The organism is Martelella radicis (assembly GCF_014196625.1).
Classification (GTDB): domain Bacteria; phylum Pseudomonadota; class Alphaproteobacteria; order Rhizobiales; family Rhizobiaceae; genus Martelella; species Martelella radicis.
Genome location: NZ_JACIDZ010000016.1, coordinates 76240 through 89843 on the forward strand (window position 1 = coordinate 76240; position 13604 = coordinate 89843).

General features: G+C 63.4%; 16 protein-coding genes. 8 read left to right on the plus strand and 8 right to left on the minus strand.

Annotated features, from left to right (window positions below; all coding sequences use genetic code 11):
• Positions 1-70: 70 nt before the first annotated feature.
• Positions 71-847 carry an SDR family oxidoreductase gene (locus GGR30_RS19825; protein ID WP_183490221.1) on the plus strand — a complete coding sequence of 259 codons (777 nt, stop codon included), beginning with the start codon at positions 71-73 and terminating at the stop codon, positions 845-847.
• Positions 848-946: 99 nt separating this feature from the next.
• Here the strand turns inward: GGR30_RS19825 and GGR30_RS19830 are convergent, their stop codons facing one another.
• Positions 947-1897, minus strand: coding sequence for a LysR substrate-binding domain-containing protein (locus tag GGR30_RS19830; RefSeq protein ID WP_183490224.1), 951 nt, complete (start codon positions 1895-1897; stop codon positions 947-949).
• Between the two features lie 268 nt (positions 1898-2165).
• On the opposite strand from GGR30_RS19830, the gene GGR30_RS19835 reads away from it, so the two are divergent.
• Positions 2166-2441, plus strand: a complete 276-nt coding sequence (locus GGR30_RS19835) for a YjiS-like domain-containing protein (RefSeq protein ID WP_183490227.1) — start codon at positions 2166-2168, stop codon at positions 2439-2441.
• A 219-nt stretch (positions 2442-2660) separates the two neighbouring features.
• Here GGR30_RS19835 and GGR30_RS19840 read toward each other — a convergent pair whose 3' ends face one another.
• Positions 2661-3242 (minus strand): NUDIX hydrolase, encoded by a 582-nt coding sequence (locus GGR30_RS19840; protein WP_183490230.1) that lies wholly within the window; start codon positions 3240-3242, stop codon positions 2661-2663.
• A gap of 65 nt (positions 3243-3307) precedes the next feature.
• Here GGR30_RS19840 and GGR30_RS19845 point away from each other — a divergent pair, with 65 nt between their 5' ends.
• Entirely contained in the window at positions 3308-4066 is a 759-nt protein-coding gene (locus GGR30_RS19845) for a DeoR/GlpR family DNA-binding transcription regulator (RefSeq protein WP_183490233.1), read from the plus strand.
• A 103-nt stretch (positions 4067-4169) separates the two neighbouring features.
• Here GGR30_RS19845 and GGR30_RS19850 read toward each other — a convergent pair whose 3' ends face one another.
• The 4 genes from GGR30_RS19850 to GGR30_RS19865 form a co-directional block, all read right to left on the minus strand.
• The gene (locus GGR30_RS19850; RefSeq protein ID WP_183490236.1) at positions 4170-4529 is read right to left on the minus strand and encodes a VOC family protein; all 360 of its coding nucleotides are present in this window, start codon (positions 4527-4529) and stop codon (positions 4170-4172) included.
• Between the two features lie 79 nt (positions 4530-4608).
• On the minus strand, positions 4609-5982 hold the full coding sequence (locus GGR30_RS19855; protein WP_183490241.1) for a glutamate--cysteine ligase: 1374 nt from the start codon (positions 5980-5982) through the stop codon (positions 4609-4611).
• A 139-nt stretch (positions 5983-6121) separates the two neighbouring features.
• A complete protein-coding gene (locus tag GGR30_RS19860) occupies positions 6122-6859 on the minus strand; it encodes a 16S rRNA (uracil(1498)-N(3))-methyltransferase (RefSeq protein WP_183490321.1) in 738 nt (245 codons plus the stop codon).
• A gap of 78 nt (positions 6860-6937) precedes the next feature.
• On the minus strand, positions 6938-7408 hold the full coding sequence (locus GGR30_RS19865; protein WP_246414049.1) for an NUDIX hydrolase: 471 nt from the start codon (positions 7406-7408) through the stop codon (positions 6938-6940).
• A 261-nt stretch (positions 7409-7669) separates the two neighbouring features.
• Here GGR30_RS19865 and GGR30_RS19870 point away from each other — a divergent pair, with 261 nt between their 5' ends.
• Complete coding sequence (locus tag GGR30_RS19870; protein WP_183490244.1) at positions 7670-7834, plus strand: DUF1328 family protein; 165 nt, start codon at positions 7670-7672, stop codon at positions 7832-7834.
• 13 nt (positions 7835-7847) lie between these two features.
• Here GGR30_RS19870 and GGR30_RS19875 read toward each other — a convergent pair whose 3' ends face one another.
• A complete protein-coding gene (locus GGR30_RS19875; RefSeq protein ID WP_183490247.1) occupies positions 7848-8741 on the minus strand; it encodes a LysR family transcriptional regulator in 894 nt (297 codons plus the stop codon).
• 123 nt (positions 8742-8864) lie between these two features.
• Between GGR30_RS19875 and GGR30_RS19880 the strand changes: the two genes are divergently transcribed.
• Genes GGR30_RS19880 through glcF form a run of 4 tightly spaced genes read left to right on the plus strand, consistent with a single transcriptional unit; the run spans position 8865 to position 13217 of the window.
• Positions 8865-10301 (plus strand): FAD-binding oxidoreductase, encoded by a 1437-nt coding sequence (locus GGR30_RS19880; RefSeq protein ID WP_183490250.1) that lies wholly within the window; start codon positions 8865-8867, stop codon positions 10299-10301.
• On the plus strand, positions 10294-11517 hold the full coding sequence (gene glcE / locus GGR30_RS19885; RefSeq protein ID WP_183490253.1) for a glycolate oxidase subunit GlcE: 1224 nt from the start codon (positions 10294-10296) through the stop codon (positions 11515-11517). The genes GGR30_RS19880 and glcE overlap by 8 nt, the downstream gene beginning before the upstream one ends.
• Positions 11514-11891, plus strand: coding sequence for a DUF4870 family protein (locus GGR30_RS19890; protein WP_183490256.1), 378 nt, complete (start codon positions 11514-11516; stop codon positions 11889-11891). Before glcE ends, GGR30_RS19890 begins: the two co-directional genes overlap by 4 nt.
• 9 nt (positions 11892-11900) lie before the next feature.
• Positions 11901-13217: a glycolate oxidase subunit GlcF gene (gene glcF, locus GGR30_RS19895; protein ID WP_183490259.1), complete on the plus strand. Its 1317-nt coding sequence runs from the start codon at positions 11901-11903 to the stop codon at positions 13215-13217.
• Between the two features lie 9 nt (positions 13218-13226).
• Here glcF and GGR30_RS19900 read toward each other — a convergent pair whose 3' ends face one another.
• A complete protein-coding gene (locus GGR30_RS19900; protein WP_183490262.1) occupies positions 13227-13598 on the minus strand; it encodes a DUF4186 domain-containing protein in 372 nt (123 codons plus the stop codon).
• Between the last annotated feature and the right edge of the window lie 6 nt (positions 13599-13604).

A 13604-nucleotide genomic window follows, 5' to 3' on the forward strand; every position in this document is an offset into this window, starting at 1 on the left:
CATGAAATCCACCTGTCGTGGGCCCCAGACCGGCGTGCAAGCGCCTGCGGCCGCGGCGAAGGAGTCCCTTATGAAAACCATCCTCATCACCGGCTGCTCGTCGGGTTTCGGGCTTGAGACCGCGAAAGCCTTTCTCGATCGCGGCGACAAAGTCATCGCAACCATGCGCACGCCCGATGCCGCGCTGTTCCCCGCATCGGAAAATCTGAAAATTCTGCCGCTCGACGTGACCGACCCGGACAGCATCGCCGCCGCGGTCGAAACCGCCGGACCGGTCGACATTCTCGTCAACAATGCCGGCATCGGCTGGCTCAACGCCCTCGAGGGCACGCCGGTCGAGGTCATTCGCAGGGTTTTCGAGACAAACACGATCGGCCTGATGGCGCTGACCCAGGCGTTCCTGCCGCAGTTTCGCGCGCGCGGATCCGGCGCGATCGTCAACGTCACATCCTCGGTCACGATCCGGCCGCTGCATCTTCTTGCGGTCTACACGGCCAGCAAGGCGGCCGTGAACGCCTTTTCCGAGTGCCTGGCGCTGGAACTTGCGCCCTTCGGCATCAACGTCCGGATCGTCCTGCCCGGCCGGTCACCGGCCACCGATTTCGGCAAGAACGCGGCCGCGCTTTCGCCCGACGGCATGAGAGTACCGGCGGCCTATCAGGAGCTTGCTGACGGCGTCTTCAGGCAATGGGCCGAAGCGCCCGCGGATCTGGTGACGCATCCAGAAGATGTCGCGGAGGCGGTTCTGCAGGCGGCGACCGATCCGGCCATGCCGATGCGTATTCCGGCCGGCGCGGATGCGAAGGCCGAAATGGCTGCCCTTGAAGGCGGCGCGGCGTTCGCCTGACTTCCCGCCGGAGAAACAGCCGGCTTTTGGCCCGAGACGATAAAAAGGCCGGCGCATGGCGCGCCGGCCTTTGTTCATTCTCCGCGTGACAAGACAAGCCTACCAGCTTGCCGCAACATGAGCGGGCTTCATCCGCTGCGAACGCGGCAGCGCCTTGACGTCCAGCTCGAAGCCGGGAGAAGCCTCGACGGCGCTGATATTGTCGAGCGAGGCGATGATGTGGTTGGAGAGCGCCGTCGTCAGCGAGGCGGAGGCGCCGGGCCGTTTCATCAGGCCGATCTGCACCGGCGGCAGCGGCGGAAAGCCGTCAGCCTGGGTCAACACCCGCATGCCGTTGCGCAGTGCCGATTCCGGCAGGATCGAGATCGCCATGCCGGCAAGAACGGCAGAGGCCACGACCGTTGCCGACCAGCTGGTGAACAAGACGCGGTATTCCCTGTCCACGCCCTCAAGCGCCGCAATGGCAAGCTGCCGCCAACGGCAATCGCGCCGCCCGACGGCCAGCGGCACCGGCCGGTCGACCGGCAGCGCGTGGTTGGCCGACGCCACCCAGCACAAGGGCTCGGTTCGCACCACTTCCGAATCGCGCGTGCGCGGATTGTGGGTGACCAGCGCCATATCGAGTTCGCCCTGCTTCAGCCGCTCCACGAGATCATTGGAATCCTCGCAGACGATGTAGAGTTCGACATTGGGATGGGATTTGGCGAAACGGTTGATGATGTCCGGCATGTAGCGGTCGGCATAGTCATCCGGCGTGCCGATGCGGATCGAGCCCTCAAGCCGATTGTCGTCGAAGGCGGCGATCGCCTCGTTGTTGAGCCGGATGATCCTCCGGGCGTAGTTCAGGAGCTTGTCGCCCTCATCCGTCAGCCGCACGCCGCGACCGTCCTTGGTGAAGAGCTGCTTGCCGATCCGGTCTTCGAGACGACGCATCTGCATGGAGACCGCAGACTGGGTCTTGAACACCTGCTCGGCGGCGCGCGTGAACGAGCCGTTGTCGACAATGGCGACGAAAGTCTGAAGCTGATCGATATCCAAAGGCGCAACCATGAAACCACCCATCAAGTCTATTGATGTTTGATATTAAAAACATTCGTTGGACTGATCAATAAGGAATCGCCATTTTGTCAAGCAACGAAACGGGCATTCCGTTTGCCGGCAGAAACACCATTCGCATGTTTCGGGTGGCTGCAGGGCAAAAATTTCGGTTTGTTCGTCAAAAGCCGGCGGCAGACGCGCGCAAAGACGCGCTGAGGGGAATGCTTCCGGAACGAGTTCACCAGGGCCGCGACTGGCGGTCCGACCGAAGGAGGCGACGATGTCGTTTATTGAAAGAGCGCCTGCAAGCCGGGCTCTGGCGCACCGGCACCACTCCCTTTTCGCGGGCTTTGCCGCACTGCGCGCCGCATTCGCCCGTTTTGCCAAGAACCGCGCGGCCATCCGCTATATGGCCGACATGGACGACGCGCTTCTGAAGGATATCGGTCTTTCGCGCCTTGATGTCGACCGCGCCTATATGGCTCCGGTCAAGGAAGATCCGATGGTGGACCTGAAGCGGGCCGCCTGCAACCGTTCGCAGCGCATGGTCATCTGACGGACCCTGTTGCCGCGCCGCCGGGGCATGATGCCTTGCGTGGCGCCGGCGGCAGGCCTTTCGCACCAGAATTCCGAAATTCTGGCTTTTCTCAAGTTTTGGCGTTGGTTTGACGGCCGTAATCCCAACCTCGGCCCGAAGAAAAGCGTCATTTTCCCCGCAGGGTGGTTCAGCCTTCACTCTGCATTTTGCCCGGAAACATCGTTTTCCGGGCTTTTTTTATGCGGATGCCGACCGCAGCAATGCGAAGCGCTGCAACAGGATGACCGTCTTGGCGTCACGGATGACACCTGCCTCGATCATCGCCAGTGCGTGGCTCAGGCCGATCTCGAGGACCGCGATATCCTCGCCCTCCTCCCGGTCTCCGCCGCCGTCCCCAACCCTGTCCGCATCCCGATACTCCCCGGTGAAGAAAGCGAGATACTCGCTCACGGAACCGGGACTCATGTAGAGGTCGAAGAGATGGGTCAGCGCGGAGACCGCGTAGCCGGTTTCCTCCATGAGCTCCAGGCGCATCCGCTCCGCCGGCTCGGCTCCCTCGAGAAGCCCGGCCGGCGTCTCGACCAGTTCCGTCAGACCGCCATTGAGCAAGGCGGGCAGGCGAAACTGCCGGGTCAACAGCACGGTATCCCGGTCGAGATTGTGAAGAAGACAGGTGGCGCCGTTGCCCCGGTCATACACCTCGCGGGACTGCCTTTGCCAGCTTCCGTCCCGCAGACGGAGCTCGAAGTCATATTTCGTCAACTTGCCCCAGTCTTCTGACAGAAGGCTTTGCGAGAGCAGCCTGAAATTGTCGGACATCGCCAGATCTCCCTGTTAATTTCGTGCATTTTCGTGTACTTTCGTGCAGAGTCAAGGAGCAAATCATGCTGGTCGAAGAACGCAAGGCGAGACTTCTCGCCATTCTCGCCGAAACGGGGCACGTCGTTGCCCGTTCGGCAAGCGATGCAATGGGCGTGTCCGAAGACACGATTCGCCGCGATCTGCGGGAACTCGCCCGCGACGGCAAGCTCAAGCGCGTGCATGGCGGCGCAATGCCGCTTTCGCCGGCGACCGCGCCCTTTGACGGGAGGCTGAAGCTCCAGGATGCGGAAAAGGCGGCGATCGGCCGGGCGGCGGCAAATCTGGTCGAAGCCGGGCAGCTCATCTTTCTCGACGGCGGCACGACGGCCCTGAATGTCGCCCGCAGCCTGCCTGAAACGCTTGCGGCAACCGTCATGACCCACTCGCCCAATGTCGCCTTGGAACTGATGCGCTGTCCCCGCATCGACATCGAAATCGTCGGCGGCCGCCTGTTCCGCCATTCCATCGTCACGACCGGCGCCGCGACCATGTCCTGGCTGTCCCGTTTTCGCCCCGACATCGCCTTCATCGGCGCGACGGGGCTGCATCCCGATCACGGGGTCACCACCGGCGACAGCGAGGAGGCGGAGGTCAAGAGGAAGGTCATAGACCTTTCGGGTTCGACCTATGTCCTCGCCTCCTCCGAGAAGATCGGCGCGGTGTCATCCTTCGTCATCGGCGCGTTAGGCGATGTCGACGGCATCATCACCGGCGCTGAGGCCGACCGCGCCATGCTGGAGGCGATCGCCGCCGCCGGACCCGCGCTGATCGAGGCCGGATGAGACCCGGCGCAGACAAGGAAAGCAGGCCTGTTTCTCGCAGAGCCATGCCTTCGCTCTTTCACCGCATTTTGCAGCACTCTCGCGGGTTCGAGCGTGGAGGGTTTCAATCGCCCTTGTCGGGCTGCCAGAGTTCGAGCGGATTGCCTTCGGGATCGTGAATGCGGGCGAAACGGCCGACGCCCGGCATGTCCCATTCCGGATTGGTGATCACCGCGATGCCGGCCGCCCGCAGGCTGGCGCAGAGGCCCTCGAGGTCGTCGACCCGCAGGTTCAGCATGAAGCCGTGGTCTTCGGGAAAATAGTCGGTATCGGCCGGAAAGGGCGCGAACACCGAAGGACCTGCCATCGTGTCCCAGGCCCCATAGGGCACCGATCCGACTCCCAGATGTTCGACATACCAGGCGCGAAGCGCCTCCGGATCGCGCGCACGAAAGAAGAAACCGCCAATACCTGTAACAGCCATCGCCAAGCCTCCGCCTGAAGCGGAGACTATAGACCCGGAACGACGAAAAATCTTCCGGCAAATTTTCAGGAATCTGGGCTCAATACTGGAACTCGGCGAACAACGGGTCGACCGAACCGTTCCAGCGACCGTGATAGAGTGCCAGAAGGTCCTCGGCGAAGGTCGCCTTCTTGGCCATGATCTCGTCGAGCGTCATCAGGAAGACCGCCTCGCTCTGGCCGCTGGCATTCAGATTATTGCGGGTCTTGAGCCCGGTCCGGGCGATCTCGATCACCTCGCGGCCGACGTCGAGCAGTGAACGCCCGCCGATCTCGGCCTTCAGCGCCAGCCGGGGCACTTCGTCGCGCAGGCGATGAATGTCGGCGATCGACCAGTCGGCGGTCAGTTCTTCGGCGGCATCCATGGCGCCGGCATCATAGAGCAGACCGACCCAGAAGGAGGGCAGCGCGCAGATGCGCCGCCAGGTGCCGCCGTCGGCGCCGCGCATTTCCAGGAAACGCTTCAGCCGCACATCGGGAAACAGCGTCGACAGGTGGTTGGTCCAGTCGCCCATGGTCGGCTGCCATTCCTCGACCTCGCCCTTCAGCGCGCCGGCCATGAACTGGCGGAAGGTGATGTTGGTGCAGTCGCGATAACGCCCGTCGCGAATGATGAAATACATCGGCACGTCGAGCGCCCATTCGACATATTGCTCGAAGCCGAAGCCGGGCTCGAAGGCGCAGTCGAGAAGACCGGCGCGGTTGTTGTCGGTGTCGCGCCAGATATCGCCGCGCCAGGAGAGGAGCCCGTTCGGCTTGCCCTCGGTGAAGGGCGAGGAGGCGAAGAGCGCGGTGGCCAGCGGCTGCAGCTTCTGCGACAGCGCCATCTTCCGGCGCATGTCGGCCTCGGAGGAGAAATCGATATTCACCTGGATCGTGCAGGTCCGGTACATCATGTCGAGGCCCTGCGTACCGACCTTCGGCATGTAGTTGCTCATGATGCCGTAGCGCGATTTCGGCATGCGCGGCGTTTCGGCGAGCGTCCATTTCGGGCTGCCGCCAACGCCGAGAAAGCCGATACCCATCGGTTCCGCCACCGAGCGCAGCACCGCCAGATGCCGGTTCGATTCCCGGCAGGTCTCGTGCAGGGTTGCAAGCGGCGCGCCGGAAAGCTCGAACTGGCCGCCCGGCTCCAGCGAAATCGCGCCCATGCCGGAGGGTTCGGCGAGGCCGATGATATTGTCGCCGTCCATGATCGCGTCCCAGCCGAGCTTGGCTTTCATGCCCTCGAGAATGGCCGAGATCGAGCGCTCGCCCTCATAGGGCACAGGCGAATTGTCCGCCTTGAAGAAGGGAAACTTCTCATGCTCTGTGCCGATGCGGAAATCCGCCTCGGGCTTGCAGCCTGCCTCCAGATAGGCGGCAAGTTCCGCCGTGTCGGTGATCGGCGTGGCGTCGGAAGTGTCACGGGCCATGGAAGTTCCTCGATATCGTCTGCCGGTCGGCGCCGGGTTTTCCATCGCTATTGGCCCGGTTTGTCCGGGCGATCAAGTCAATTTCCTTGAATAATGGATAAATGCACGGGGACGTGACAGGCTCCGCAGACCGTTGGCTTTATTTCCAGTCGCCGATTGTCGCCTGGATCACCGTGAGGGCGGCGACCGCTGCCGTATCCGCCCTGAGGATGCGGGGACCGAGCGGGATTGGCGTGACGAAGGGTCGCGACCTGAGCATCGCCCGTTCCTCGTCCGAAAACCCGCCCTCGGGCCCGATCAGCAGCGCGAGTTTCTTCTCCGTAACCCGCTGAAGCGCCGTCACAGGGTTCTGGTCTTCATCCGCCTCGTCGCAGAAGATCAGCCGCCGGTCCGCCTCCCACCCCTCCAGAAGGTCGGCGAGCTTCACCGGTTCAAGAAGTTCGGGAACGGCGAGAACGCCGCATTGCTCGGCCGCCTCGATGATGTTGGCCGCGAGCCGGTCGCTCTTGCCGGGCTTGCCCTGGACATGCTGGGTCATCACCGGCTGGATGCGGCCCGCGCCCATCTCGACCGCCTTTTGCACCATATAGTCCATCCGCCCGACCTTCAGCGGCGCGAACAGATAGGTCAGGTCCGGCAGGGGCGGCTGCGGCCGGGTCTGTTCCACGGGCTGAAGCGTGATCTTCTTGCGGGTCGGATAGGAGATCCGCGCCAGCCATTCGCCATCGCGCCCGTTGAACAGCAGAAGCTCGGTGCCCTCTTCGGCGCGGATGACATGGGCAAGATAATGAAACTGGTTCCTGTCGGCCTCGAAGGCCTCTCCGGCGGCAAGGCCGGCCTCGACATAGAGGCGCTGCAGACGATAATTGGCGCGCATCATGGCTCCCGCGATTCGAATAGTCTTGCTGTGAAGCCTATCGGATTTCAGCGCCAATCAGAATGGCAGGCGGCCGCCTCACCCTTCGAGCAGGTTGATGAGCTCGATCAGCAGCGTCTTCAGCTCGCTTTCATGCACGAGTTCGGCTGCTTCCTCCGGCGTCGTCCACTTGCGGGTCCGCTCGTCGGCCTCGGGGTATTTCGACTTGGCCTTGCGCACGCGCAAGGGGTAGAGATCGACGACGCAGGGCACGGACGTGCCGTTGTCGAGCCGTTTCAGATAGGAATAATTTCCGAGGGGCTTTTCGGCGACCTTGCCCTTGATGCCGGCCTCCTCGAAGGCCTCCTGGGCGGCGACCTCGTGCGGGGCCTTGTTCGCCATCGGCCAGCCCTTGGGCGTGACCCAGCGGCCCGTGTCGCGGCTGGTGATCAGCAGCACTTCGATCGCGGTCTTCTTCTTGCTGCGGGTCAGCCTGTAGCAAAGGGCGGCATATTGCTGGCGGGCTTCGATCATGTCCGTCTCTTCAGCCAGCTTCTTTTCTGATGGCATGTCCCGCGTGGTTCCTTCCGGCAGGGCGTCCGCAAAAAGATGCAGACTCAAGCACAGTCCCCGCGAAATTGATAAAACCCGTTTCTATCATGGCTTGTCACCATGGAAACGGCACTCCCGTGAAGCTTTTGTGAAATTATCTGGCTTTTCGGCCATTCTCGCGACAGCAAAACCGCGCGTGACCGGCATCGCGGGAACTTTCGGCTTACATCGCCGTTTTTGTTTCAACTTCACAGATGAAACACGCCGAAAGGAAATACAATGCTTGAGTGGATCCTGATATTGCTGATCATCGCGGCAGTCGCCAGCCTTCTCGGCTTTCGCGGCGTGGCGGGTCTTTCGGCCGGCATCGCCCGCATTCTGATCTTCATCGTTCTGGTCGTGATCCTGATTTCGCTGATCACCGGCATATTGATCGTCGCCTGACGTGGGCCTCTGCTCACGCCCCCCAATAGGATGCGGGGGCGTAGAGCTTGGCCAGGAAGTCGATGAACAGCCGCACTTTCTCCGGCAGGAAATTGCGGCTGGGATAGACCGCGAAAAGCCCGACATCGCCCGGGCTTTCATATTGTTTCAGCACCTGAACCAGCCTGCCGCTTGCAAGCTCCGAACCGATATCCCAGGTCGAGCGCAACGCAATCCCCATCCCCGCCAAGACAGCCCCGCGCACCACCTCGCTGGAATTGGTGACGAGCCGACCCTGCGGGCGCAGCGCGATCGCCCCTTCCGGTCCGGCAAGTCGCCAGTGATCGCCGTTATGCGCCGGCAGGCAGATGTGGCGATCGAGATCGGCGAGCGTTTCCGGCATGCCCATTTTCTCCACATAGGACGGCGCCGCGCACAGGATGCGTTTCACCGGCGCAAGCTTGCGCGCAACAAGCGAACTGTCGCTCAACTCGCCGATGCGGATGGCGACATCGAAGCCCTCGGCGACGATATCGACAAAGGCGTCGTTCAAAAGCAGCTCGATCTCAAGCGACTCATGGGCGTTCATGAAGGTGGAGAGGTGCGGAGCGATATGCATGCGGCCGAAGGATGTGGGCGCGGAGACCCGGAGCCGCCCCCTGACGGCGGCCGTGCGCCCCTCGACAAAGGCCTGCGCTTCCTCCGCCCCTGCCAGAACGGGCAGGATACGCTCATAATAGCCCCGCCCGGTTTCCGTGAGCATCACCCGCCGCGTGGTTCGCTGCAGAAGCCGCGCGCCGAGCGCCTCCTCCAGCCGCTTGATGCTTTTGGAGACGACGGCGGGCGAAAGCCTCAGCTCATGCGCCGCCTCCGTCATGCTGCCGGTCGTCGCCACGCGGGCAAAGATCTCGATATCGGTCAGGTTCATAGTGCCCGCCATTTTTGCCATATGGGAACAAGTGTTAGCATTTGTCTTGCCAGAAGGCCAATGATAGAACGCGGGAGGAGACCGAAACACGCATTGTGTTTCGCAAGATGCGGAGGTGACCCCTTGTCCGGCGCTATCGCGTTCAGCACGCCGAAGGCCGATATTCTGGCCCGGCGGAGCGAGATTATTTCCGATCTTCAGGCCATTCTGCCGAAGGACGCGCTCATCCACGAGGGGCGCGAACTGGTGCCCTTCGAGACGGACGGCTTCATCGCCTATACCCGCCTGCCGCTCGCCGTCTGCCTGCCGGAAACGACGCAGCAGGTGGCGAAGGTACTTTCCTATTGCCACGAGAACGGCATTCCCGTGGTCCCGCGCGGCGCAGGCACCTCGCTTTCCGGCGGCGCCATCGGCCAGGAGGACGCAATCATCCTCGGGCTTTCGCGCATGAACCGCATTCTCGACATCGACCTGCCGAACCGCGCCGCGACCGTCCAGGCGGGCGTCACCAATATCGCCATTTCCGAGGCGGTGAAGCCGGAGGGCTTCTTCTATGCGCCGGACCCGAGTTCGCAGCTTGCCTGCACCATCGGCGGCAATATCGGCATGAATTCCGGCGGCGCGCACTGTCTCAAATACGGGGTGACGACGAACAACCTTCTCGGCGTGAAGATGGTGCTGATCGACGGCACGGTGATCGACCTTGGCGGCAAGGCGCTGGATAGTGCCGGCTACGACCTGATGGCGCTCGTCTGCGGCTCGGAAGGCCAGCTCGGCATCATCACCGAGGCAACCGTCCGGCTTCTGGCAAGTCCGGAAGGCGCGCGGCCCGTTCTCTTCGGCTTCCCGACCTCGGAACAGGCCGGCGCCTGCGTCACCGATATCATCGCCTCCGGCATCATTCCCGTCGCCATCGAATTCATGGACAAGCCGGCGATCGAGATCTGCGAGGCCTTTGCCAAGGCCGGCTATCCGCTCGACGCCGGCGCGCTTCTGATCATCGAGGTCGAGGGCTCGGAAGACGAGATGGAGGCGATGCTCGCCGAGATCGTCGCGATCGCCGAACGCCACGGCGTGATGGCGATCCGCCGCAGCCAGTCGGCGACGGAAGCCGCCCTCATCTGGAAGGGCCGCAAGTCCGCCTTCGGCGCGACCGGCCGGATCGCCGACTATATCTGCATGGACGGCACCGTACCGCTCAGCCAGCTTTCCTATGTGCTGCAGAAGACCAGCGAGATCACCGACCGCTACGGCCTGCGCGTCGCCAATGTGTTCCATGCCGGCGACGGCAACATGCATCCGCTGATCCTCTACAACATCAACGATCCGGAAGACGCCGCGCGCGCCGAGGAAGCGGGCGCGGAAATCCTCAAACTCTGCGTCGATGCCGGCGGCTGCCTGACCGGCGAGCACGGCGTCGGCATCGAGAAACGCGACCTGATGCGCCATCAATATTCCGACGCCGACCTGCGTCAGCAGATGGCAGTGCGCGCCGCCTTCGATCCGGACTGGATGCTGAACCCCTCCAAGGTTTTCCCGCTGGAGGGCCGTGATGACTGAGATCCTGACACCTGACAACGAGGCCGAGGCCGCCGGCATCATCGCCCGCCATTTCGAGACGGGCGTGCCGCTTGCCCTTTGCGGCGGCAATACGCGGTCGGGTTTCGGCAATCCGCCCACGGCCGAAACCACGCTTTCGTCGTCGGCGCTTTCCGGCATCGTCTCCTACGAGCCATCGGAGATGGTGATGACGGCGCGGGCCGGCACGCCGCTAGCCGAAATCGAGGCGGCGCTCAGGGCAAACGGCCAGTTCCTCGCCTTCGAGCCGATGGACCATCGCGGCATCATGAATACCGAGGGCACGCCGACGATCGGCGGCGTGTTCGCCGCCAATGTCTCCGGTCCTCGCCGCTTCGCGCTTGCGGGGGCTGCCCGCGATCATCTGTTGGGCGCGCGTTTCATCAACGGCAAGGGTGAGGCGATCAAGGCCGGTGGCCGGGTGATGAAGAATGTGACCGGGCTTGACCTTGCCCGACTGATGGCGGGCTCCCACGGCACGCTCGGCTTCCTGACGGAAGTGACCTTCAAGGTGCTGCCGGCGCCGAAGGCGGCGACCACCATCGTCGTCTCCGACCTGACCGATGACGACGCCATTGCGCTGATGGCGGCCGCCATGGCGCTGCCGCTGGAGGTCTCGGGCACGGCCCACCTGCCCTACAGCGTCCGCCCCGCCTTCCTGTCCGGCGCGCTCGAAGGCGACAGTGCCACCTGCCTCAGGCTTGAGGGCCTGCCGGAATCGGTTGCCGTCCGCGCCGAAAAGCTGAAGGATTATGCCGGCGCGATCGGTCCCGTCGCCGAACTGGAGGCGACGAAAACCGCCACGCTCTGGCGCGAGATCCGCGACGCCGCGCCCTATGCGGAAAAATCGCTGCGCCCGCTCTGGCGCGTCAGTATCGCGCCGTCGGAAGCCGCGAAGCTCGTCGCCGACATCCGCCTGGGGGCAGCAGTGGACGCCCTTTACGACTGGCAGGGCGGGCTGATCTGGATGCGCATGGACGGCGCGCCGGAACCGGGCCGGCTGAGGGCGCTGATCAAGTCCCATGGCGGCGGCCATGCCACGCTGATGCGCGCGGACCCGACCGCGCGGGCGCTGATCCCCGCCTTCGAACCGCAGCCGCCGGCCATTGCCGCCCTTTCGGCGCGGATCAAGCAGAAACTCGACCCGAAGGGGATCTTCAGCCCCGGAAAGATGGCGAAAGAGGAGATGGCAGCATGAGCGACCCGCAGACGACACCGCCCAAACGGTTTGGCGATGGTTGGATGGATCCGACCAGGAACAACGTCATCCTCATCTATATCCTCTATCTCGTCAGTTGCGTGATCTTCATCGCCGGCGTCATCGGTCTGATCTCGGCCTATATGAACCGCGACAAGGCCGAGGACTGGCTGAAGACGCACTACACCTGGGCAATCCGCACCTTCTGGATCGCGCTTCTGTTTTCGGCGATCTCCTTCGTGCTGACCTTCGTCATCATCGGCGTGTTCGGTTTCCTGGCCACGGCCGTCTGGGTCATCGTCCGCGTGATCATCGGCCTGCAGAAGGTCAACCGTTCGGAGCCGATCGAGCGCCCGGAAAGCTGGCTGGTTTAGGCGCATCCCATGCAGACCCGTTTTTCTCTAGAGCAGCTTGCCGACCCCAAGGTCGCCGAAGCCGAATCCATCCTCCGCAAGTGCGTGCATTGCGGTTTCTGCACGGCGACCTGCCCCACCTATGTCACGCTCGGCAACGAGCTCGACAGTCCGCGCGGGCGTATCTACCTTATCAAGGACATGCTGGAAAACGGGCGTCCGGCGGATGAGGAGGTGGTCACCCATATCGACCGCTGTCTCTCCTGCCTGTCCTGCGTGACCACCTGTCCGTCGGGCGTCGACTACATGCATCTGGTCGACCATGCCCGTGTCCACATCGAAAAGACCTACCAGCGCCCCTTCATGAACCGCTTCACCCGCGCGGTTCTGGCGGCGGTGCTGCCCTATCCGGCCCGTTTTCGCGCGGCCCTTTCGCTGGCGCGGCTCGGGCGGCCCTTTGCCGGGCTCTTCGGCTCGGTTGCCGCACTCAAACCCTTCGAGGCGATGCTGAAACTCGCGCCTTCGCGCCTGCCCGCGGCTTCCCCCGTCTCGAAACCCGCGACCCATACGCCCACTGCCGACAAACGCGGCCGCGTGGCGCTTCTGACGGGCTGCGCCCAATCGGTGCTCGACCCTGCGATCAACGAGGCGACCGTGCGCCTTCTGACGCGGCTCGGGGTCGAGGTGGTGGTGCCGAGGGGCGAAGGCTGTTGCGGCTCGCTGGTCCACCATATGGGCCGCGAGGAACAGGCGCTCTCTGAGGCCCGCAGGAATGTCGACGTCTGGACGCGGGAGATCGAGAACGGCGGGCTCGACGCCGTCATCATCACCGCTTCCGGCTGCGGCACGACGATCAAGGATTACGGCCACATGCTGCGGCATGATCCGTCCTATGCGGAAAAGGCCGCCAGGGTTTCAGCGCTTGCGAAGGACATCACCGAATATCTGACGACGCTCGAGCTTCCCGAGCAGAAACGCCAGGGCATCACCGTCGCCTATCACTCCGCCTGCTCCATGCAGCACGGCCAGCAGATCAAGGCCGGACCGAAACTGCTTCTGGAGGCGGCCGGCTTTGCCGTGAAGGAACCGGGCGAAGGGCATCTGTGCTGCGGATCGGCCGGCACCTACAACATCATGCAGCCGGAGATTTCGGCAAAGCTGAAAGCCCGCAAGGTGAAGAATATCGAGGCGACCAAGCCCGACATCATCGCCACCGGCAATATCGGCTGCATCACCCAGATCGCGTCGGGCACCGCCGTTCCGATCCTGCACACGGTGGAACTCATCGACTGGGCCTATGGCGGCGAGAAGCCTGACAAGCTGAAGGGCCTGAAGCTTTCCGCCTGAAACGACCAATCACCGCTGCCCGGAGGACATCTGGCTGACAATCCAGCGGTCGAGCACCGCGACGACATAGGCAATCTCGCGCTCGTCTAGCGGCCGGCCCTTTTCGATGCCGTGCCATTTCATCAGGCAGCCCCGGCAGCAGGTGGCGGTCGCATGCTGGGCGACGAAGGCCGGGTGGCCGCGCATCGGCGTCTGCTTCCCGTCATTGGCGGGCTCTGCAGGGGCAAGGCGCGCGCGGATGAAATCCTCGGCATGGGCGTTGACCTCAGCCCTGCCCCTGGAGGCGGCATAGGCCCTGTCCTTGTCCGAAAGCGCAAACCGGCTTCGAAATTGCGAACGCGACAGCCGGTCGAACAGCGGATCGAGATCGTGGCCTGCCATCTCCTC